The organism is Streptomyces sp. Q6 (genome assembly GCF_036967205.1).
Taxonomy (GTDB): Bacteria; Actinomycetota; Actinomycetes; order Streptomycetales; family Streptomycetaceae; genus Streptomyces; species Streptomyces citrinus.
Window position 1 is genome coordinate 1,084,094 of sequence record NZ_CP146022.1, and the last position, 18,017, is coordinate 1,102,110.

Consider the following 18,017-nt stretch of genomic DNA (forward strand, 5'->3'; position numbering starts at 1 on the left):
GAGCCATACGACCAGGAAGCCTCTTAAGGATCATGAGCATGAGCGACAGCAGCCTGCGTCTCGTGTGGGTCTACCCCGACCTGCTGAGCACCTACGGCGACCAGGGCAACGCCCTCGTGGTGGAGCGCCGCGCGCGTCAGCGCCGCCTCCAGGTCGAGCGCTACGACGTGCGCAGCGACCAGCCGGTGCCCACGTCCGGTGACATCTACCTGATCGGCGGCGGCGAGGACCGCCCGCAGCGCCTGGCGGCCGAGCGGCTGCGCCGTGACGGCGGCCTCCAGCGCGCGGTGGGCAACGGCGCGATCGTGTTCTCCGTGTGCGCCGGGTACCAGATCCTCGGCCACGAGTTCATCAACGACCTCGGCGAGCGCGAGCCCGGCCTCGGTCTGCTCGACGTCGTCTCCACGCGCGGCGAGGGCGAGCGGTGCGTCGGTGACGTACTGGCCGACATCGACCCGCAGTTGGGCCTGCCGCCGCTGACCGGGTTCGAGAACCACCAGGGCGTCACGCACCTCGGCCCCTCGGCGCGGCCGTTCGCCCGCACCCGCCTCGGCAAGGGCAACGGCACGGGGGACGGCACCGAAGGCGCCTTCAACGACACGGTGTTCGGCACGTACATGCACGGTCCCGTGCTGGCCCGTAATCCGCTGATCGCGGACCTGCTGCTGAAGCTGGCGCTCGATGTGAACGCGCTGCCCCCGGTGGACGACCGCTGGTACGACGCGCTCCGCGACGAGCGGATCGCCGCCGCGACCGCGCAGCCCGCCTGAGCGTCCTCACCGGCCCCTTCGGGGCGCTCGCGCGCCCATATGAGCGGGAGTGTCCAGCTGGCGGACGCCTCTTACGGACGGCCCCCCGTGCGCCGATAAGGTACGGGGGATCCAGCCGGACGACGTGGTCCGGTCATCGGCCCACGTTTGCAAAGGTATCCCGGGCTTATGCGTATTGGTGTCCTCACCTCAGGCGGCGACTGTCCCGGGCTGAACGCCGTGATCCGTTCGGTCGTGCACCGTGCCGTCGTCGACCACGGCGACGAGGTCATCGGCTTCCACGACGGATGGAAGGGCCTGCTCGAATGCGACTACCGCAAGCTGGACCTGGACGCGGTGGGCGGCATCCTCGCCCGCGGCGGCACCATCCTCGGCTCCTCCCGGGTGCAGCCCGCCCATCTGCGGGACGGCGTCGAGCGGGCCAAGGGCCATGTCGCCGATCTCGGTCTTGACGCGATCATCCCGATCGGCGGCGAGGGCACGCTCAAGGCGGCCCGTCTGCTGTCCGACAGCGGACTGCCGATCGTGGGCGTTCCGAAGACCATCGACAACGACATCGCCGTCACGGACGTCACCTTCGGCTTCGACACCGCCGTCGGTGTGGCGACCGAGGCGCTCGACCGGCTGAAGACCACCGCCGAGTCGCACCAGCGCGTGCTGATCGTCGAGGTCATGGGGCGGCACACCGGCTGGATCGCCCTCCACTCGGGCATGGCCGCCGGCGCGCACGCCATCGTCGTACCGGAGCGCCCCTTCGACATCGACGAGCTGGCCGCGAAGGTCGGCGAGCGGTTCGAGGCCGGCAAGAAGTTCGCCATCGTCGTCGCCGCCGAGGGCGCCAAGCCCCGCGCCGGTTCGATGGAGTTCGACGAGGGCGTCAAGGACGTCTACGGCCACGAGCGCTTCGCGGGGATCGCGCGGCAGCTCTCCGTCGAGCTGGAGGAGCGCCTCGGCAAGGAGGCGCGTCCGGTGATCCTCGGCCATGTGCAGCGCGGCGGCACGCCCACCGCGTACGACCGGGTGCTCGCGACGCGGTTCGGCTGGCACGCCGTCGAGGCGGTGCACCGCGGGGAGTTCGGCAAGATGACCGCGCTGCGCGGCACCGACATCGTGATGGTGTCGCTCGCGGAGGCCGTGCAGACGCTGAAGACCGTGCCCGAGGAGCGGTACGCCGAGGCCGAGTGCGTGTTGTGACACCGCGCCGGTGACCCCCTGCTCGTGACGCCGCTCATGAGAACCGACGCTCTTTAGGTTCCTTTTGCCGAGAACCGCCCCCGGCCGCGACCGCGCCCGGGGGCGGTTCTAGTCTGGTGGCGCACAATCCGTACGAAACGAGCAACAGGAGCCGGCGGATGGATCACAGCGGGCACGGCATGAACATGGATCTGCCGCCGTTCACGCTGGGGCGGGGCCTGGAATGGTCGGCCGACCCCTTCTTCCTCGTGGGCTGCCTCCTCGCGCTCGCCCTGTACGGGTGGGGCGTCGTCCGGCTCGCCCGGCGCGGCGACTCCTGGCCGCTCTCCCGGACCCTCACGTTCGTCGTGGGTGTGCTCACCATCGGTCTGGTGATGTGCACCAAGCTGAACGACTACGGCATGGTCATGTTCAGCGTGCACATGGTGCAGCACATGGTCATCAGCATGTTGTCGCCGATCCTGCTGCTGATGGGCGCGCCGGTCACGCTCGCGCTGCGGGCGCTGCCGGTGGCGGCCAAGCGCGGCAACAAGGGTCCGCGCGAGCTGCTCCTGATGCTGCTGCACAGTCGCTACATGCGGATCATCACGCATCCCGCGTTCACGATCCCGCTGTTCATCGCGAGCCTGTACGCCCTCTATTTCACGCCGTTGTTCGACTTCCTGATGGGGTCGAGGATCGGGCACCTCGGGATGATGGTGCACTTCCTCGCCGTGGGCCTGGTGTTCTTCTGGCCGATCATGGGCGTGGACCCGGGACCGCACCGTCCCGGCTATGTGATGCGCATGCTGGAGCTGTTCGCGGGCATGCCGTTCCACGCGTTCTTCGGCATCGCGCTGATGATGGCGAGCACCACGATGGTCGGCACGTTCGACAATCCGCCGGCCTCCCTCGGCATCGATCCGCTCGCCGATCAGACGGCGGCCGGCGGCATCGCGTGGGCGTTCAGTGAGGTGCCGTCGGTCCTGGTGCTGCTCGCGTTGCTGTTCCAGTGGAAGAAGTCGGACGACCGGCAGGCGCGGCGCAAGGACCGCGCCGCGGACCGGGACGGCGACAAGGAGCTGGCGGAGTACAACGCTTATCTGGCCTCCCTGAACGCGCGCGGACAGTAGCGCCACCACCCCCTCACGGGTGACTATGGCCTTCTGGCCGCGGCTTCGGGCGCCGCACACCGCACGTACGCCGTCCTGGCTGCCGGGAGGAGGGTGCGTGATGCCCGGATCCACGAAGACGATGGGCGTGTTCACCGTCGGAGGTCTGGTGGCCGTGACCGCCTACACGGTGGCGCTGGGGAGCAACGGCTGGCTGTGGTTCGGCTGGGTCGTGCTCGGCCTGATCACGGTGGCGATGGTGGCGTCCAGGAGCGCCTGAGTCGCGGGCCGCCCGGCGGCCGGCGGGGTCAGAAGCGGAAGACGTGGCCCGTCGCGGCGTCCATCTCGCAGGCGTTGCCGTACGTCTTGTGCCAGGCGACCATCATGCCGCGGTGCGAGCCGATGGCGCTGACGGTGACCGGGGCGTACTCCTTCGTGCAGATCCGCGCGGCCCCCTCCGGCGTCAGCGGTCCGTCGAGGTCGCCGCCCGCCGCGTCCAGCTCGGCGCACGCCTCAGCCGCGTACGGGTGGTGCCCCGACGGCTCGGGCGCGCAGCGCAGCAGCACGCCCCGGATCCAGGTGTTCTCGTCGCCGGAGACCGTCAGGAACAAACCGGGCTGCGGGGTCGGCTCGACGACCGCGTGGGCGGGAGCGGCCACGGCGAGGGACAGGAGCGCGGCTGCGGCGAGAGGGAGAGAACGCATGGCGTGGGCCTCCGGGGCTGGACGTCAGGGGGCAACAGGCCACCTTCCGCGGCCGCCGCTGCCAAGCGGACGCGCCGCACGGGCTCCGGACAGGGCCCGATCGGGCTCTCGCGTCCGCGCCGACGATTGACTACTGTGCGCACGCACCCGGTCCACGCACTGCGCACCTCCTCGGTGCAGCCTCATGGGGGAAGGCGAGCGGAATGTTCTACCGACTGCTCAAGTACGTGCTCCTCGGGCCGCTGCTGCGGCTGATGTTCCGGCCCAGGATCGAGGGTCTGGAACACATGCCGGACTCCGGCGCCGCGATCGTCGCGGGCAATCATCTGTCGTTCTCCGACCACTTCCTGATGCCCGCGATCATCAAGCGCCGGATCACGTTCCTGGCGAAGGCCGAGTACTTCACCGGCCCCGGGATCAAGGGCCGGCTGACCGCCGCGTTCTTCCGCAGCGCCGGTCAGATCCCGGTCGACCGCTCGGGCAAGGAGGCGGGACAGGCCGCGATCCGCGAGGGTCTGGGGGTGCTGCGCCGCGGCGAACTGCTCGGCATCTACCCGGAGGGCACGCGCTCGCACGACGGGCGCCTGTACAAGGGCAAGGTGGGCGTCGCCGCCATGGCCCTGAAGGCGCAGGTGCCGGTGATCCCGTGCGCGATGATCGGCACGTTCGAGGCCCAGCCGCCCGGTCAGAAGATCCCGAACATGCGGCGGGTGACGATCCGCTTCGGCCGCCCGCTGGACTTCTCGCGGTACGCGGGGATGGAGGGCGAGAAGGCCATCCTGCGGGCCGTCACGGACGAGATCATGTACGCGATCCTGGAGCTGTCCGGCCAGGAGTACGTCGACAAGTACGCGGCGCTGGTCAAGGCGGAGGCCGAGGCGGCGAAGGCGCGCAGGTTCCCGCGGATGCCGCTCAGCTGAACCGCTCTGCGCTGGGCAGAAAACCCTGTCCCGGCGTCCTTGATCGCCGTAGCGTCCGGGCCATGAAGACGGCATTGGTGATCGGGGCGGCAGGACAGATCGGGCGACCCGCGGTGCGGGCGCTCGCGGAGGACGGCTGGGAGGTGACGGCGGCCTCACGGCGCGGCACCAGGGACGAGGCCTGGCCCGAGGGGGTGCGCACGGCGCTCCTCGACCGTGAGGACGACGCGGCACTCGCCGCGCTCGTCGGGGACGGCGTCGACCTCGTCGTGGACATGGTGGCCTTCCAGCGGCGGCACGGGCAGCAGCTCGCGGACCTCGCCGGTCGCGTGGGCTCGGCCGTCGTGATCTCCAGCGGGGCGGTCTACGAGGACGAGCGCGGCCGCAGCTTCGACACCCAGGACGAGCCGGACGGCTGGCCGCTCCACGCGGGCCCGGTGACGGAGACCGACCGGACGGTCGCGCCCGGCGACGGCACGTACGGCAGGCGGAAGGTCCAGCTGGAGCGGGATCTGCTGGCACTCGGGGAGAAGCTGCCGACGACGCTGCTGCGGGCGTCCGCCGTCCACGGCCGGCACTGCCGTACGCCGCGGGAGCTGTACTTCGTGAAGCGGAACCTCGACGGGCGGCGCCGTCGCGTCCTCGCGTACGGCGGTGAGAGCCGGTTCCACCCGGTGAGCGTGCGGAACGTGGCGGAGCTGGTGCGGCTCTCCGCGGCGCGGCCCGGTGCGCGGGTCCTGAACGCGGCGGACCCCGACTGTCCCAGCGTCGCCGAGATCGGCGCGATGATCGACGGGCTGATGGGGATCGAGACGGAGACGGTGCTGATCGACGGTCCCCCGCCGAGCGAGACGGTCGGGAACACCCCGTGGTCGCTGCCGCACCCGTTCCTGTTCGACATGTCCGCGGCGGAGCGGGAGCTGGGCTACAAGCCGCTGACGACGTACGCGGACGCCCTGCCCGAGACGGTGAGCTGGCTGTCGCAGCGGCTGCGGGAGCAGGACTGGGTCGACGGCTTCCCGACGATGGTGGCGAACTACACGACCGGGCTGTTCGACTACGCGGCCGAGGACGCCTGGCTGGCGTCCTCGGCCCGGTAGGTCTACGGAACGACTACGGCTTGGGGGTGGCGTGCGGCGTGCACGTCACGTCCTTGCTGTCGGTCGCGCCGGTGAGCAGGTACGTGTCGACCCGGTCGTTGATGCAGGGGTTGGTCAGACCGGTGACACCGTGCGAGCCCGCGTCCTTCTCGGTGATCAGGCGGGAGCCCTTGAAGCGCTTGTGCAGCTCAACGGCGCCCTCGTACGGGGTGGCGGCGTCGCGCTCCGACTGCACGATGAGGACGGAGGGCAGGCCCTTGCCCGTCTTCACGTCGATCGGGGTCTGCTGCTTGGTCTTCCACGTGGCGCAGGGGAGGTTCATCCACGCGTTGGCCCACGTCATGAACGGGTAGTCCTTGTGGAGCGCGGTGTTGTCCTTGTCCCACTTGGACCAGCTGGTCGGCCACTTGGCGTCGGCGCACTCGACGGCGGTGTAGACCGCGTTGCCGTTCTCCGAGGACGCGTTGCCCGCGGTGTCCGACATGTCGGGGGAGGCCGCGTCGACCAGCGCCTGCGTGTCACCGGCGACGTACTTGCTCCACACCTGGGCGACCGGCACCCACGAGGAGTCGTAGTACGGCGCGCTCTGGAAGAAGGAGATCAGCTCGGCCGGGCCGACGACCCCGCCGATGGGGCTCTTCTTCGCGGCGGCGCGCAGGGTCAGCCACTGCTCCTGGACCTTGGCGCGGGTGTCGCCGAGGTGGAAGGTGGCGTCGTTCTTCGCGACCCAGTCCTGCCAGTCCTTCCAGCGGCCCTCGAACGCGATGTCCTGGTTCAGGTTGGCCTGGTACCAGATGTTGTCCTTGGCCGGGTTGACGACGCTGTCCACGATCATGCGGCGGACGTGGCCCGGGAAGAGCGTGCCGTAGACGGCGCCCAGGTAGGTGCCGTACGAGACGCCCAGGTAGTTCAGCTTCTTCTCGCCGAGCGCGGCACGGATGACGTCGAGGTCGCGCGCGGTGTTCGGCGTCGTCATGTGCGGCAGCATCTCGCCACTGCGCTCGTAACAGCCGTCCGCGTACTCCTTGGCGAGCTTGCGCTGGGCGAGCTTGTCCGCCTCGGTGTCGGGGACCGGGTCGGCCTTCGGCGCCTTGACGTACTCCTGCGGGTCGACGCAGGAGATCGGCGTGGAGTGGCCGACGCCGCGCGGGTCGAAGCCGACGAAGTCGTACGCCTTCGAGGTCTTCGTCCACAGCGGGTTCTTGTTGGTCACGCGCGTCGGGAAGCGCATGCCGGAACCGCCGGGGCCGCCCGGGTTGTAGACGAGGGCGCCCTGGCGCTCGTCCTTGGTGCCGGTGCTGCCGATGCGGTCGACGGCGAGCTTGATCTGCTTGCCGTACGGCTTCGCGTAGTCCAGCGGCACACTGACGTAGCCGCACTGGATGGGCTTGGCGATGCCCCAGTCCGCGGGGCAGTCCTTCCAGTCGATGCCGGCCTTCTCGGCCCTGGCCGCGGCGATCGCGGCGCCCGTCGCCTCACGGTTCTGGGTGCTGCTGCCGGTCTGCGGCGTCCCGGCGTTGGCGGGGGCGGCGACCGCTCCCGCTATCAGGGCCGCGGCGGCGAAGGCGCCCGCGGAACCGATCGCCACCTTCCGGCTGCCACGACTCGCCTGTCGAGTCCGTCTCAAGTGAGGCCTCCCGCACATCGTTTCGAGCGTTACGTCGATCGTGTTGACGATCGGTACGCGGATCCTGTCGCGTGGAGGGTCCCTGACAACAGAGATGACAGACGTTCTTTACCAATCCGATAAACGGTATAACTCGTCCCGGTGAGCGGGTCAGGCCAGTCGGCGCAGTGCCGCGTCCAGCGTGCGGCGCAACCGCAGCGCGTCGGGGGCGACCGCAGTGACCAGGACGGCGGGTCCCGCGAGCGGGGTGAGCGCGGCGGTGCCCGCCTCGTCGAGCAGGGCCGCGGACGGCTTGTCCGTCGCGAACCGCGGCCGTACGACGACGAGTTGCCCGAGGGCGCGGTGTCCGGCCAGCACGGCAGGGCCGTCCCAGCCGCCGGGCGCGCCGGGGCCGCAGGCCAGCTCCTGGTCGAGCAGCGGGCGCCCGTCGCGGTACACGGTCAGGCGGCTGGTGAGCCGGCCCGGCTGCTCGCCGACGCGGCCGAGGACCTGCTCCTCGCGCAGCACCAGGTGGGCGCCGGGGGCGAGCTCGGCGCGGGTCGTGACCCGCAGATCACTGCCGTTCGCGGAGATCAACTGCTCGGGCAGCCAGTCGAGTCGGGCCCCTTCGGCGACGGTGAGCCGGACGTCGTAGCGCGCCTCGCCCTTGGCCTGTCCGGGCAGCGCGAGGGTCGCCGCGACGGAGCCGACACGCAGGTGGGCGCCGGGCTCCGCGTGGGCCTCCACGGTGAAGTGGTCGCCGCCGAGCGGCCCGCTCATGGCACCGACGAGCATCACGCGGGCCTCGGCGTCGGTGGCGGCCCGGGTGCGGCGCAGCGCGAGCGAGCCCTCGCTCTCCAGGACGGGCAGCGCCGTGCCGCCGCGTCCGTCGCCGCGCGCCTCGACACGGGCCGTGGAACGCACCCCCGCCCGCGCCTCCCCCATGGTCATACGGTCCACGCGGCGAGCTGCGCCCGCACCCACGCGGCGACGTCCGCGACGCCCGCCTCGGAGCGCAACGACTGGAGGACGACCGGGAGTTCGGCCCGCTGGTCCTTGGCGTCGGCGGCCATCCGGGCGAGGTCGGAGCCGACGTACGGGGCGAGGTCGGTCTTGTTGATGACGAGCAGGTCGGCGGTGGTGACGCCCGGACCGCCCTTGCGCGGGATGTCGTCGCCGCCCGCGACGTCGATGACGAAGACCTGGGCGTCGACGAGGCCCTTGGAGAAGGTGGCGGTGAGGTTGTCGCCGCCGGACTCGACGAGGATCAGGTCGAGCGGCCCGACCTCGTCCTCCAGGTCCTCGACCGCCTCCAGGTTGGCGGAGATGTCGTCCCGGATCGCGGTGTGCGGGCAGGCCCCGGTCTCCACGGCGGTGATCCGCTCGGGCGGCAGGACGGCCTCGCGCAGCAGGAACTCGGCGTCCTCGCGCGTGTAGATGTCGTTGGTGACGACGGCCAGGGACAGCTCGTCACGCAGCGCGCGGCACAGCGCGGCGACGGTCGCGGTCTTGCCCGATCCGACGGGTCCGCCGAGTCCGATGCGCAGGGCGCGGCGGGTGCCGTCGGGGCGGCGGGCGTCGGCGGAGACGGCGGCGGGGCCGTCGTGGGAGTGGTCGAGATGCATGGTTCTACGGCTCCAGTCTCAGGGGGGCGTGACTCCGACAGGGCGCTCCGCTAGGAAGCGAACAACCGCACGGGCCAGGCGGCATGGGCCTCCGCGCCGATCTCGAGGAGCGGCGCGGATCCGGCGGGCAGCGCGTCGACGCCTTCGTCGAGCGCGCGTCTCGCCGCGTCCACGGCGGCGACGACGACCTGGTCGACCTCGGGCGCGAGTCGCGCCAGAGCCCCGGTGGCGTCGAACGGGTCGAGGCTCAGCAGACGTACGACGGCGGTCGCGGGCCCGCTGACACCCTCGTACGCGGAGCAGTACGCGGCGTCCTCGGGCCCGAGCCCGGCCGCGCGGGCGGCGAGGCCGAGCACGACCGGCTGGTGCGCTCCCTTGGGGAACTGCCTTGCCAGGGCGTCGAGTTCGGGGTGCGGCCAGGTGGCGCGGGCGGCCCGCATCAGCTGCCGGCCGAGTTTGCGGGCCGCGACGCGCAGCGCCGCGGAGGGGGTCCGGGCGTCGGCGGCCGTGTCGAGCGCGACGGGATCGACGCCGAGGGCGGCCGCCGCGGCGAGGGCCGCGGAGACGGCGCCGGAGGTGTGCAGCCGGCCGCGGCAGAACTCCTCCAGGCTCGGCCCTCCGGTGACGCGTCCCGCCTTGACGGCGGCCTCCGCCCCGCCGGAGTGGGCGTGCCCTCCGGCAGGGAAGCGGCCGTCGGCCAGGACGAGCAGTGCTGCGCGGGTCATGACGTACGCACGCAGCCGCTCAGAAGAGGAAGTACCGCTGGGCGAGCGGCAGTTCGGTGGCGGGCGCGGGTTCGACGAGTTCGCCGTCGATGGTCACGGCGAAGGAGTCGGGGGCGACCTCGACGCGCGGCAGGGTGTCGTTGTTGACCATGTCCGACTTGCCGCGTCCGCGGGTCGAGCGGATGGGCACGAAGGCCCGCGCGAGGCCGAGCCGGTCCACCAGGCCGTCCTCGATGGCCGTCTCCGTCACGAAGTTGAACGAGTTGGCGGCGGGCGCCTTCCCGTACGCGCCGAACATCGGGCGGGGCATGACCGGCTGCGGGGTCGGGATGGAGGCGTTGGCGTCACCCATCTGCGCGTAGGCGATCTGTCCGCCCTTGAGGACGACCTGCGGCTTCACGCCGAAGAACTTCGGGTCCCACAGGACCAGGTCGGCCAGCTTGCCGGTCTCGACGGAACCGACCTCGTGCTCGATGCCCTGGGCGATCGCCGCGTTGATCGTGTACTTGGCGACGTAGCGGCGGGCGCGGGCGTTGTCGGCGCGGGTGTCGCCCGCGAGGAAACCGCGGCGGCGCTTCATCACGTGCGCGGTCTGCCAGGTCCGCATGATGACCTCGCCGATACGGCCCATGGCCTGCGAGTCGGACGACATGATCGAGATGGCGCCCATGTCGTGCAGGATGTCCTCGGCCGCGATGGTGGTCGGCCGGATGCGGGACTCCGCGAACGCGAGGTCCTCGGGGACCGCGGGGTTCAGGTGGTGACAGACCATCAGCATGTCGAGGTGCTCCTCGACGGTGTTGACGGTGTGCGGCCGGGTCGGGTTGGTGGAGCTCGGCAGCATGTTGGGCAGCTGCACGGCGGTGATCATGTCCGGGGCGTGGCCGCCGCCCGCGCCCTCGACGTGGAAGGCGTGCAGGGTGCGCCCGCCGACGGCGTCGAAGGTGTCCTGGACGAATCCGGCCTCGTTCAACGTGTCGGAGTGGACGGCCAGTTGGGCGCCCGACTCCTCGCACACGTCGAGGCAGGCGGAGATCACGGCGGGGGTGGCACCCCAGTCCTCGTGGATCTTGAAACCGCAGACGCCCGCGCGCAACTGGTCCCGCATGGACGCCTTCGACATGGTGTTGCCCTTGCCGAGGAACCCGATGTTGACGGGGCTGTTCTCCATCGCCGCGAACATCCGGGCCAGATGCCAGGAGCCGGGGGTGATGGTGGTGGCCTTGCTGCCCTCGGCCGGTCCCGTGCCGCCGCCGACGAGTGTCGTCACGCCCGAGGCGAGGGCCTCGTCGACGATGGTCGGCGAGATGAAGTGGATGTGGGTGTCGATGCCGCCGGCGGTGACGATCTTCCCGTTGCCCGCGAGGACCTCGGTCTCGGGGCCGATGACAAGATCGGGGTGCACGCCGTCCATGGTGTCCGGGTTGCCGGACTTGCCGATGCCCGTGATCCGGCCGTCGCGTATACCGATGTCGGCCTTGACGATGCCCCAGTGGTCGATGATCAGGGCGCCCGTGATGACGGTGTCCGGGGTGCCTTCGGCGCGCGTGGCACGGGACTGGCCCATGGACTCGCGGATGACCTTGCCGCCGCCGAAGACGGACTCGTCACCGGAGAGACCGGGGCCTCCGGAGCGGTCCTCCTCGATCTCGACGAGCAGATCGGTGTCGGCGAGGCGGACACGGTCGCCGGTGGTGGGGCCGAACAGATCGGCGTAGGCGGCGCGGGACAGCTCAGGCATCGAGGGCACCTCCGGTCTCGCCGCGCAGGCCGGTGACGATCCGGTCGCCTGCGAGGGGGACGAGTTCGACGTCGACGGGGATGCCGGGCTCGAAGCGGACGGCGGTTCCGGCGGCGATGTTGAGCCGCAGGCCGCGGGCGGCGGCGCGGTCGAAGTCGAGGCCGGGATTGGCCTCGGCGAAGTGGTAGTGGGAGCCGACCTGGATGGGGCGGTCGGCGGCGTTGAGCACCGTCATGGCGGTGACCTCGCGGCCCGCGTTGTAGACGACGGGCTCCTCGGCGAAGAGGATCTCTCCGGGAATCATGGCTGCCGCTCCCCCGTCAGACGATCGGGTCGTGGACGGTGACGAGCTTGGTCCCGTCCGGGAAGGTGGCCTCGACCTGGACGTCGTGGATCATCTCGGGGATGCCTTCCATGACGTCGTCGCGGGTCAGCAGCTTCCGCCCGGAGGACATGAGCTCGGCGACGGTGCGGCCGTCGCGGGCGCCTTCGAGGATGTGCGAGGTGATCAGTGCGATCGACTCGGGGTGATTGAGCTTCAGACCCCGGGCCCGACGCTTCTCGGCCACGTCGGCGGCCACATGAATGAGCAGTCTCTCCTGCTCGTGCGGGGTCAGCTGCACGGTCCCACCTCACAGTCCTTCGGTCCGGGCCGTGCGGGGCCCGACTGCCGCGGCCACCACGACGGATATAGATGTAACACACAAGGATTGCGCGCGATCTTGCGCACCCCGGCTACGAAAACCCCTGGTGACGTGCAGCGCAGGCTAGTTGGGCGGAGTTTCAACGAGGTTAACCGTCACTTGACCACCCCCTTGCCGTCAGCTGACCTCCCGCATACTCATCAGTCCGCGCAGCCCGAGCCTGAGGTCTTCGAGAGGGGACTCACCGAAGAGCGCCTGCTGGGCGGCGAACCCCTGCACGGTCGCGATCATCGTGCGGGCGACGACTTCCGGCGCCACGTCGGTGCGCATCATTCCGGCCGCCTGATACTCCTCGACGATCCGCACCCAGACCTCGCAGACCTTCGCGTACCCCTCCTGGAAGACGGCGGCGAGCCCTTCGTTGCGCAGCGTCTCCGTCCAGACCTGCACCATCAGACGCGGGAAGTAGGACACCCCGTCGACCTGGAGCCCGTGACGCCCCGTGAGCATCCGCCCCACCACCACCGAGACGAGGTCGTGCGGGAGCGGCAGCGGCGCTTCCTTGCCGGCCCCCTCGAACGCGGCTCTGACGTCGTCGAACACCTCCGTGACGATGGCGTGGATCAGGTCGTCCTTGCCGCGGAAGTACCGGTAGACCGCGCCGGCGGAGAGATCCACCTCCTTCAGGATGTCCTGCATCGACGTGGCGTGGAAGCCATTGCGGGCGAAGCAGAGGGCGGCGCCGTCCAGGATCTGGCGGCGGCGGGCGTCGAGGTGTTCCTGGGATACGCGGGCCATGCCCGTCAAAGTAAAACGAACATTCATTCTTGACAAGGTGACGCGTCGGCGGGAGAGTGTCGGCGTCTAGTAAAACGAACGATCCTTCTTTTTGAGTCACGCGCCCCCTCACCCCCCTCGCCGGACGCCACCCCCCTGGAGAACCCCATGTCCGCCCCCTCAGCGCCCTCCACCGCCCCACCCCGCCACGGCGGCAAAATGATCGCCGTCGCCCTGCTCGTCCCGCTGCTCGCCGCGCTCGCGCTCTGGGCGTTCGCCTGGCCGGCCGCCCGCACGGCGCCGCGCGACCTGCCGCTCGGTGTCGCGGGGCCCGCGGCCGCAGCGGGCCCGGTGGAGCGTCAACTGGGCGCACGGGACGGCGCGTTCGAGCTGCACCGGTACGCCGACGAGGCCGCCGCCCGCGCCGCGATCGAGGACCGGACCGTATACGGAGCGGTGGTGGCGGGGCCGGACGGGACGAAGCTGCTGACCGCGTCGGCGGCAAGTCCGACGGTGGCGCAATTGCTGCAACAGGCCGTGACGGCACAGGCGCCGCCGGGCGCGAAGGTGACGACGGTCGACGTGGTGCCGGCTCCGGCGGCGGATCCCCGCGGCTCCGCGCTGAGTTCGAGCGTGCTTCCGCTCGCGATCGCCGGGGTCGCGGGCGGCGCGATCGTCACCCTGACGCGGTTGCGCGGGTTCCGGGCCGCCCTCGCGCTGTCGGCGGCGGCGACGGTCGTAGGGGTCGCGGCGACGGCCCTCACCGACAGCTGGCTCCACGTACTGACGGGCAACTGGTGGGCGCAGGCCGGGGTGTTGGGCCTGTCGACGCTCGCGGTGGGCGCGACGGTCGCCGGGCTCGCGGCGCTCGTCGGCCCGGCGGGCATCGGCGTCGGGGCGCTCCTGATGGTGCTGCTCGGCAACCCGTTCTCCGGCGTGGCGTCGGCGCCCCAGCTGTTGCCCGAACCGGTCGGCGCCATCGGCCAGTTGCTGCCGCCCGGCGCCGGAGGCGCGCTGCTGCGCTCGGTCGCGTACTTCGACGGAGCGCAGGCCGCGCGGCCCGCCCTGACCCTCACCGCGTGGGCGGCGCTCGGCCTCCTGGCCGTCCTCGCGGGCGGACGCCGGGCCCGCCGCACCGCGGACGCGATCCCGGCACCGTCGCCGACGCGTACACCGCAGCCGGTGAGTTGACCTCGCGCGTACCACGGACCGGCCGTGCGTCCCCGCTGTAGCGGACGGGGACGCACGGCCTTTCGCGTTCTACAGGCGCCGGTTGTCGCTACGGGCTCCGCTCGGTTCCCCGGGCCTACGGGCCTACGGGTTGTTTCTACGGGCTCTGCCCGGCTCCACGGGCTCTGGCTCTACGCACCGCCCTGGCGGACCTCGGGGCCGCGATGCTCCGCCGCGATACCGAACTGCCCGCGCCCGCGTTCGCCGGGAGCGGACGTGAGGGAGCCGACGGAGGAGACGGAACTGATCACCGGCTCGTCCACCGGGTCGGCGGCCGGCTCCCCGAGGGCTTCGAGTCGCTCCAGGTCAGCGGCCGAGACAAGGCCGACGAGCGGCTTGCCGTGGCGGGTGACCACGACGCGCTCGCCGCCGTACACCACGCGGTTGATCAGGTCGGCGAGCTCAGCCCTGGCTTGCGTCACCGGAATCTCGTAGGCCATGCTCACCATCGTACGTCATGTACGTCCTGTACATTTTTTACAGCAACGACGTCCCGGTGGCCGGGGCGCCGTCGTGAGCACAGGAGGCGCGAGCACCATGAACAATCCGTCCAGCCGCTATGTCCTGCCCGAGTTCACGGAGCACACGGCTACGGGGCAGCGCACGCTCGACCCCTACGCGAAGCTGCTCGAAGAACGCATCGTCTTTCTCGGGACCCCGATCGACGACACGTCCGCCAACGACGTGATGGCGCAGTTCATGCACCTCGAATACACCGCGCCCGACCAGCCGATCTCGCTGTACATCAACTCCCCCGGCGGCTCGTTCAGCGCGATGACGGCGATCTACGACACGATGCGGTACGTCGGGTGCGAGGTGGAGACGACATGTCTGGGGCAGGCCGCGTCCGTCGCCGCGGTGCTCCTCGCGGCCGGGGCGCCCGGGAAGCGGATGATGCTCCCGGGGTCGCGCGTGGTCCTCGACCAGCCCGCCCTGCCCGAGCCGGCCCAGGGCCAGCCCACCGATCTGGAGATCACCGCCCGTGAGATGGAGCGGGTGCGCGACCAACTGGAGGGTCTGCTCGCACTGCACTCGGGCCGGACGAAGGCGCGGATCGGCGCGGACATCGAGCGCGACACCGTGCTGACTGCCGCGCAGAGCCTGGAGTACGGCCTCGTGGACCACGTCCTGACGAGCCGCAAGGCCTCCCTCGGCACTCAGGACCCGAGGTGACGTGCCGATGTACCCACCCGAACAGCCGCCGCTGCCCGCGCTGACCCGCGCCGAGTGCGAACTGGTGGACGCCTATCTGGCGGTGGTCAATCTGCTCGCGCGGATCAATCCGGCGCGCGGGGACGACACCTACCGCGGGCTGCGTGCGGCGCAGGCGCTCGTCAGTCGGGCGACAGCGCTGCGGGACGCCCTGACGCTGATGCACCAGCGCGGAGAGAGCGAGGTGCACGCGGCAACCCTGACACGGGCTCTACGCGTCTTGGACGGCGAGAGGCGAACACAGCGGGTCACTTTGCCGCCAGAAACTGTCAGTTGAGGTCGCCGACCGCGCTTCGACCGCCCGACCCGTCTGCACCAGGGCCGAAACGGCCCAGATGGCGTACCCCCGATTGGCGTAGACGTTCATCCGTCACGAAGCCGTCCAGAGTTGCGTCAGGACTGTAGGCGGACAACGGAATTCACCGTTCCGCCCCTGGTGCGAGCGTGGTCGGGCCTCGCACCCAGGGACCGAAAGCCGCACTGTCCACCTGAACGGGTCAAGCGTGACGAGCCTCACTTACCGCCGGTTCAGCTCGGAATCCGCGGCAGGAGTGCGTGAAGATCCCTTCCGACGACAAGCCCCCGCCACCACGGCGGGGCGGTCCGCGCGGACGCCGAGTCCTGCCGCCTCGCGGATGTCAGGTCGACAGAAGTGCATCGGCAGGAGTGGAGGACCCAGGCACGACGGGTCGCCGGCTCACCTCGACCGAGGTGTGACCGAGCGGCCCTTGGGGTGAAGCCGCGGTACGCGGCCGGGCATCTTCGCCAGCCCGAACCCGACAGGTCATCCTTCGCAGGCGGCTGACGAAGGGTTGCGCATGACTGCGCTCGATCGTGTTCCGTCGCTGCTGACGAGGGCCGGTACCGCCTCGGCTCTCACCCTCGCCGTGGCCGGCGCGGGACTCATGGTCCCCGGCGCCGCCTCCGAGGCGTCGGCGGCGGTGGCCTCGACCAAAGCTCTGCAGGTCGCGGCATCCAAGAAGGGATCGCCCTACAAGTGGGGCGCGACGGGCCCGCACCGGTTCGACTGCTCGGGTCTGACGCTCTACTCGTTCAAGCGGGCGGGCAAGAAGCTGCCCCGCACCGCCGCGCAGCAGTACAACAAGACGCGTCATATCCGCGCGTCCTCCCGCACCCGCGGTGACCTGGTCTTCTTCCACTCGGGCCGGAGCGTGTACCACGTCGGGATCTACGCCGGGAAGGGACGGATCTGGCACTCCCCGAAGACCGGTGACGTGGTGAGACTGCAAAAGATCTGGACGAAGAGCGTCTGGTACGGCCGGGTGCGCTGACGCGCGACCCGTCACGCCACCGTGCCGACGCGCCGTCGGTGGGGCGGGCCGGGCGCCAGGCCCGCCCCACCGACGGCCATAAAAGATCCCTTGCGGTCGCTTTCGATTGAAATTCGATTGAAATCCGCACTATGGGTTACTCATGGCGACATGAGCGAGCGCAACGAGACCCCGTTGGAGCGCGCCGACCGCAATTTCGGTGAGCTGCTCCAGGAACTCCGGGTCGTACAGACCGGGGTGCAGTTTCTGTTCGCCTTCTTGTTGACGCTCGCGTTCACGCCCCGCTTCCCGTCCCTGGACTCCGTACAGCGCGCCACCTACGTGACGACGCTGCTGCTCGCGGTCGTGGCGGCGGCCCTCCTGACGGCGCCCGCGGCCGTGCACCGGGTGCTCTTCCAGCTCGGGGCCAAGCCGCAGATCGTGCGGGTGTCGGCGCGGCTCGCGGCCTACGGCATGTGCGTGCTCGTCCTCGCCCTGTCCGGGTCGGTGCTGCTGGTCGTCGACGTGACGCTCGACCGCGGCGCGGGCATCGCGGCGGGCGTCGGCACCCTCGTGGTCTGCGCGGCGCTGTGGGGACTGCTGCCCTGGGTGCTGCGCCGCGCGCTCACGCGAACAGGGACTCCAGCAGAAGGACCCCCGCCAGCAGGACCAGAGCGCTCCCCGTGACGGCCTCCACGGCGCGGGCGGTGCGCGGCCTGCGCAGCCACCGGCCGAGCCGGTCCACGAGCAGCGCGACGGCCGGGAACCAGAGCAGGGCGAGCACCACGACGATCGCCGACAGGACGGCCGTGCGCGGCAGCGCCGGACTTCCCTGCGGCACGAACTGCGGCAGCACGCTCAGGAACGTGATCGGCGCCTTCGGATTGAGCGTGTTGGTCAGGAAACCCTGGCGCAGCGCACCGCCCGTGTGCGCGCGCCCTTCCGTGCCGAGCTCCGTGCCGATGTCCGCGCCGGGGCGTTCCGCGAGCGGCCGGGCAGCGGACTGGAGGGTGCGGACGCCGAGGTGGAGCACATAGGCGCCGCCGGCGATCTGGAGGGCCCGGAAGAGGGCGGGCACGGCGGTCAGGACCGCGGCGACGCCCGCGACCGCGAGTGCCGTGTGGACGAGCAGGCCGCCGGCGACACCGAGGGCGCAGGCCACGCCGGCGCGGCGTGAGACCAGCGAGTTGCGTACGACGACGGTGAAGTCGGCGCCGGGCAGAGCGACCATTCCCGCGGCGACGCCCGTGAAGGCGACCAGTTGAGCGTCCATGGCGGTCAGCCTGCCCGAGCCGGGCCTTCAGCAGGTATGTGCAATATTCTGGGTCTGCCTAAAGCGTTGCTTTACCCCCCTCGCCCGCTCCGGTCGCTCCGCCCTCGCGTCCGCGCCGCCCCTCTGGAGACCCG

22 protein-coding genes and 1 riboswitch are annotated in these 18,017 nt (G+C 70.9%); of the genes, 11 read left to right on the forward strand and 11 right to left on the reverse strand.

Annotated elements, in window-relative coordinates:
• Nucleotides 1–38 precede the first annotated feature (38 nt).
• The 4 genes from V2W30_RS05150 (at nucleotide 39) to V2W30_RS05165 (ending at nucleotide 3,335) form a co-directional block, all read left to right on the forward strand.
• Complete coding sequence (locus tag V2W30_RS05150; RefSeq protein WP_338694014.1) at nucleotides 39–770, forward strand: glutamine amidotransferase; 732 nt, start codon at nucleotides 39–41, stop codon at nucleotides 768–770.
• 168 nt (nucleotides 771–938) lie between these two features.
• Nucleotides 939–1,964: a 6-phosphofructokinase gene (locus V2W30_RS05155; RefSeq protein ID WP_338694015.1), complete on the forward strand. Its 1,026-nt coding sequence runs from the start codon at nucleotides 939–941 to the stop codon at nucleotides 1,962–1,964.
• Between the two features lie 158 nt (nucleotides 1,965–2,122).
• Nucleotides 2,123–3,076, forward strand: a complete 954-nt coding sequence (locus V2W30_RS05160) for a cytochrome c oxidase assembly protein (RefSeq protein WP_338694016.1) — start codon at nucleotides 2,123–2,125, stop codon at nucleotides 3,074–3,076.
• A gap of 100 nt (nucleotides 3,077–3,176) precedes the next feature.
• On the forward strand, nucleotides 3,177–3,335 hold the full coding sequence (locus tag V2W30_RS05165) for a hypothetical protein (RefSeq protein WP_324768595.1): 159 nt from the start codon (nucleotides 3,177–3,179) through the stop codon (nucleotides 3,333–3,335).
• A 28-nt stretch (nucleotides 3,336–3,363) separates the two neighbouring features.
• Here V2W30_RS05165 and V2W30_RS05170 read toward each other — a convergent pair whose 3' ends face one another.
• Nucleotides 3,364–3,759 (reverse strand): SSI family serine proteinase inhibitor, encoded by a 396-nt coding sequence (locus V2W30_RS05170; RefSeq protein ID WP_338694020.1) that lies wholly within the window; start codon nucleotides 3,757–3,759, stop codon nucleotides 3,364–3,366.
• 203 nt (nucleotides 3,760–3,962) lie between these two features.
• On the opposite strand from V2W30_RS05170, the gene V2W30_RS05175 reads away from it, so the two are divergent.
• On the forward strand, nucleotides 3,963–4,679 hold the full coding sequence (locus tag V2W30_RS05175; RefSeq protein WP_338694022.1) for a lysophospholipid acyltransferase family protein: 717 nt from the start codon (nucleotides 3,963–3,965) through the stop codon (nucleotides 4,677–4,679).
• Between the two features lie 62 nt (nucleotides 4,680–4,741).
• On the forward strand, nucleotides 4,742–5,779 hold the full coding sequence (locus V2W30_RS05180) for an NAD(P)-dependent oxidoreductase (protein ID WP_338694024.1): 1,038 nt from the start codon (nucleotides 4,742–4,744) through the stop codon (nucleotides 5,777–5,779).
• A 13-nt stretch (nucleotides 5,780–5,792) separates the two neighbouring features.
• Here the strand turns inward: V2W30_RS05180 and V2W30_RS05185 are convergent, their stop codons facing one another.
• The 8 genes from V2W30_RS05185 to V2W30_RS05220 all read right to left on the reverse strand — a co-directional run bounded on the left by V2W30_RS05185 (nucleotide 5,793) and on the right by V2W30_RS05220 (nucleotide 12,918).
• Nucleotides 5,793–7,424 carry an alpha/beta hydrolase gene (locus V2W30_RS05185; protein WP_338694025.1) on the reverse strand — a complete coding sequence of 544 codons (1,632 nt, stop codon included), beginning with the start codon at nucleotides 7,422–7,424 and terminating at the stop codon, nucleotides 5,793–5,795.
• Between the two features lie 132 nt (nucleotides 7,425–7,556).
• The gene (locus V2W30_RS05190; protein ID WP_338694026.1) at nucleotides 7,557–8,330 is read right to left on the reverse strand and encodes an urease accessory protein UreD; all 774 of its coding nucleotides are present in this window, start codon (nucleotides 8,328–8,330) and stop codon (nucleotides 7,557–7,559) included.
• A gap of 2 nt (nucleotides 8,331–8,332) precedes the next feature.
• Entirely contained in the window at nucleotides 8,333–9,010 is a 678-nt protein-coding gene (gene ureG / locus V2W30_RS05195; RefSeq protein WP_338694027.1) for an urease accessory protein UreG, read from the reverse strand.
• A gap of 50 nt (nucleotides 9,011–9,060) precedes the next feature.
• On the reverse strand, nucleotides 9,061–9,735 hold the full coding sequence (locus V2W30_RS05200; RefSeq protein ID WP_338694028.1) for an urease accessory protein UreF: 675 nt from the start codon (nucleotides 9,733–9,735) through the stop codon (nucleotides 9,061–9,063).
• 19 nt (nucleotides 9,736–9,754) lie between these two features.
• Entirely contained in the window at nucleotides 9,755–11,476 is a 1,722-nt protein-coding gene (locus V2W30_RS05205) for an urease subunit alpha (protein ID WP_338694029.1), read from the reverse strand.
• Entirely contained in the window at nucleotides 11,469–11,780 is a 312-nt protein-coding gene (locus V2W30_RS05210; RefSeq protein WP_338694030.1) for an urease subunit beta, read from the reverse strand. The genes V2W30_RS05205 and V2W30_RS05210 overlap by 8 nt, the downstream gene beginning before the upstream one ends.
• A 16-nt stretch (nucleotides 11,781–11,796) precedes the next feature.
• Complete coding sequence (locus V2W30_RS05215) at nucleotides 11,797–12,099, reverse strand: urease subunit gamma (RefSeq protein ID WP_338694032.1); 303 nt, start codon at nucleotides 12,097–12,099, stop codon at nucleotides 11,797–11,799.
• Between the two features lie 198 nt (nucleotides 12,100–12,297).
• Nucleotides 12,298–12,918, reverse strand: a complete 621-nt coding sequence (locus V2W30_RS05220) for a TetR/AcrR family transcriptional regulator (RefSeq protein ID WP_338694033.1) — start codon at nucleotides 12,916–12,918, stop codon at nucleotides 12,298–12,300.
• 147 nt (nucleotides 12,919–13,065) lie between these two features.
• On the opposite strand from V2W30_RS05220, the gene V2W30_RS05225 reads away from it, so the two are divergent.
• Nucleotides 13,066–14,088, forward strand: a complete 1,023-nt coding sequence (locus V2W30_RS05225; RefSeq protein ID WP_338694035.1) for an ABC transporter permease — start codon at nucleotides 13,066–13,068, stop codon at nucleotides 14,086–14,088.
• Between the two features lie 170 nt (nucleotides 14,089–14,258).
• Here V2W30_RS05225 and V2W30_RS05230 read toward each other — a convergent pair whose 3' ends face one another.
• Nucleotides 14,259–14,567 carry a type II toxin-antitoxin system Phd/YefM family antitoxin gene (locus tag V2W30_RS05230; protein WP_338694037.1) on the reverse strand — a complete coding sequence of 103 codons (309 nt, stop codon included), beginning with the start codon at nucleotides 14,565–14,567 and terminating at the stop codon, nucleotides 14,259–14,261.
• A 97-nt stretch (nucleotides 14,568–14,664) separates the two neighbouring features.
• Here V2W30_RS05230 and V2W30_RS05235 point away from each other — a divergent pair, with 97 nt between their 5' ends.
• The 4 genes from V2W30_RS05235 (at nucleotide 14,665) to V2W30_RS05250 (ending at nucleotide 17,297) form a co-directional block, all read left to right on the forward strand.
• Nucleotides 14,665–15,300, forward strand: coding sequence for an ATP-dependent Clp protease proteolytic subunit (locus tag V2W30_RS05235; RefSeq protein ID WP_338694038.1), 636 nt, complete (start codon nucleotides 14,665–14,667; stop codon nucleotides 15,298–15,300).
• 7 nt (nucleotides 15,301–15,307) lie between these two features.
• Nucleotides 15,308–15,616, forward strand: coding sequence for a hypothetical protein (locus V2W30_RS05240; protein ID WP_338694039.1), 309 nt, complete (start codon nucleotides 15,308–15,310; stop codon nucleotides 15,614–15,616).
• Nucleotides 15,617–16,019: 403 nt separating this feature from the next.
• Nucleotides 16,020–16,154: riboswitch (cyclic di-AMP (ydaO/yuaA leader) on the forward strand.
• Between the two features lie 3 nt (nucleotides 16,155–16,157).
• Complete coding sequence (locus V2W30_RS05245) at nucleotides 16,158–16,631, forward strand: C40 family peptidase (protein ID WP_338694040.1); 474 nt, start codon at nucleotides 16,158–16,160, stop codon at nucleotides 16,629–16,631.
• A gap of 150 nt (nucleotides 16,632–16,781) precedes the next feature.
• Entirely contained in the window at nucleotides 16,782–17,297 is a 516-nt protein-coding gene (locus tag V2W30_RS05250; protein WP_338694041.1) for a DUF6328 family protein, read from the forward strand.
• On the opposite strand, the gene V2W30_RS05255 is transcribed toward V2W30_RS05250, so the two are convergent.
• A complete protein-coding gene (locus V2W30_RS05255; RefSeq protein WP_338694043.1) occupies nucleotides 17,236–17,883 on the reverse strand; it encodes a LysE family translocator in 648 nt (215 codons plus the stop codon). The two genes, V2W30_RS05250 and V2W30_RS05255, sit on opposite strands and share 62 nt — an antisense overlap.
• Nucleotides 17,884–18,017 lie beyond the last annotated feature (134 nt).

Excerpts from the sequence above, each read along its gene's own strand:
- V2W30_RS05150 (WP_338694014.1), top strand. The coding sequence starts at position 39 with ATGAGCGACAGCAGCCTGCGTCTCGTGTGGGTCTACCCCGACCTGCTG.
- V2W30_RS05155 (WP_338694015.1), top strand. The coding sequence starts at position 939 with ATGCGTATTGGTGTCCTCACCTCAGGCGGCGACTGTCCCGGGCTGAAC.
- V2W30_RS05160 (WP_338694016.1), top strand. The coding sequence starts at position 2,123 with ATGGATCACAGCGGGCACGGCATGAACATGGATCTGCCGCCGTTCACG.
- V2W30_RS05165 (WP_324768595.1), top strand. The coding sequence starts at position 3,177 with ATGCCCGGATCCACGAAGACGATGGGCGTGTTCACCGTCGGAGGTCTG.
- V2W30_RS05170 (WP_338694020.1), bottom strand. The coding sequence starts at position 3,759 with ATGCGTTCTCTCCCTCTCGCCGCAGCCGCGCTCCTGTCCCTCGCCGTG.
- V2W30_RS05175 (WP_338694022.1), top strand. The coding sequence starts at position 3,963 with ATGTTCTACCGACTGCTCAAGTACGTGCTCCTCGGGCCGCTGCTGCGG.
- V2W30_RS05180 (WP_338694024.1), top strand. The coding sequence starts at position 4,742 with ATGAAGACGGCATTGGTGATCGGGGCGGCAGGACAGATCGGGCGACCC.
- V2W30_RS05185 (WP_338694025.1), bottom strand. The coding sequence starts at position 7,424 with ATGTGCGGGAGGCCTCACTTGAGACGGACTCGACAGGCGAGTCGTGGC.
- V2W30_RS05190 (WP_338694026.1), bottom strand. The coding sequence starts at position 8,330 with ATGGGGGAGGCGCGGGCGGGGGTGCGTTCCACGGCCCGTGTCGAGGCG.
- ureG (WP_338694027.1), bottom strand. The coding sequence starts at position 9,010 with ATGCATCTCGACCACTCCCACGACGGCCCCGCCGCCGTCTCCGCCGAC.
- V2W30_RS05200 (WP_338694028.1), bottom strand. The coding sequence starts at position 9,735 with ATGACCCGCGCAGCACTGCTCGTCCTGGCCGACGGCCGCTTCCCTGCC.
- V2W30_RS05205 (WP_338694029.1), bottom strand. The coding sequence starts at position 11,476 with ATGCCTGAGCTGTCCCGCGCCGCCTACGCCGATCTGTTCGGCCCCACC.
- V2W30_RS05210 (WP_338694030.1), bottom strand. The coding sequence starts at position 11,780 with ATGATTCCCGGAGAGATCCTCTTCGCCGAGGAGCCCGTCGTCTACAAC.
- V2W30_RS05220 (WP_338694033.1), bottom strand. The coding sequence starts at position 12,918 with ATGGCCCGCGTATCCCAGGAACACCTCGACGCCCGCCGCCGCCAGATC.
- V2W30_RS05225 (WP_338694035.1), top strand. The coding sequence starts at position 13,066 with ATGTCCGCCCCCTCAGCGCCCTCCACCGCCCCACCCCGCCACGGCGGC.
- V2W30_RS05230 (WP_338694037.1), bottom strand. The coding sequence starts at position 14,567 with ATGGCCTACGAGATTCCGGTGACGCAAGCCAGGGCTGAGCTCGCCGAC.
- V2W30_RS05235 (WP_338694038.1), top strand. The coding sequence starts at position 14,665 with ATGAACAATCCGTCCAGCCGCTATGTCCTGCCCGAGTTCACGGAGCAC.
- V2W30_RS05240 (WP_338694039.1), top strand. The coding sequence starts at position 15,308 with ATGTACCCACCCGAACAGCCGCCGCTGCCCGCGCTGACCCGCGCCGAG.
- V2W30_RS05245 (WP_338694040.1), top strand. The coding sequence starts at position 16,158 with ATGACTGCGCTCGATCGTGTTCCGTCGCTGCTGACGAGGGCCGGTACC.
- V2W30_RS05250 (WP_338694041.1), top strand. The coding sequence starts at position 16,782 with ATGAGCGAGCGCAACGAGACCCCGTTGGAGCGCGCCGACCGCAATTTC.
- V2W30_RS05255 (WP_338694043.1), bottom strand. The coding sequence starts at position 17,883 with ATGGACGCTCAACTGGTCGCCTTCACGGGCGTCGCCGCGGGAATGGTC.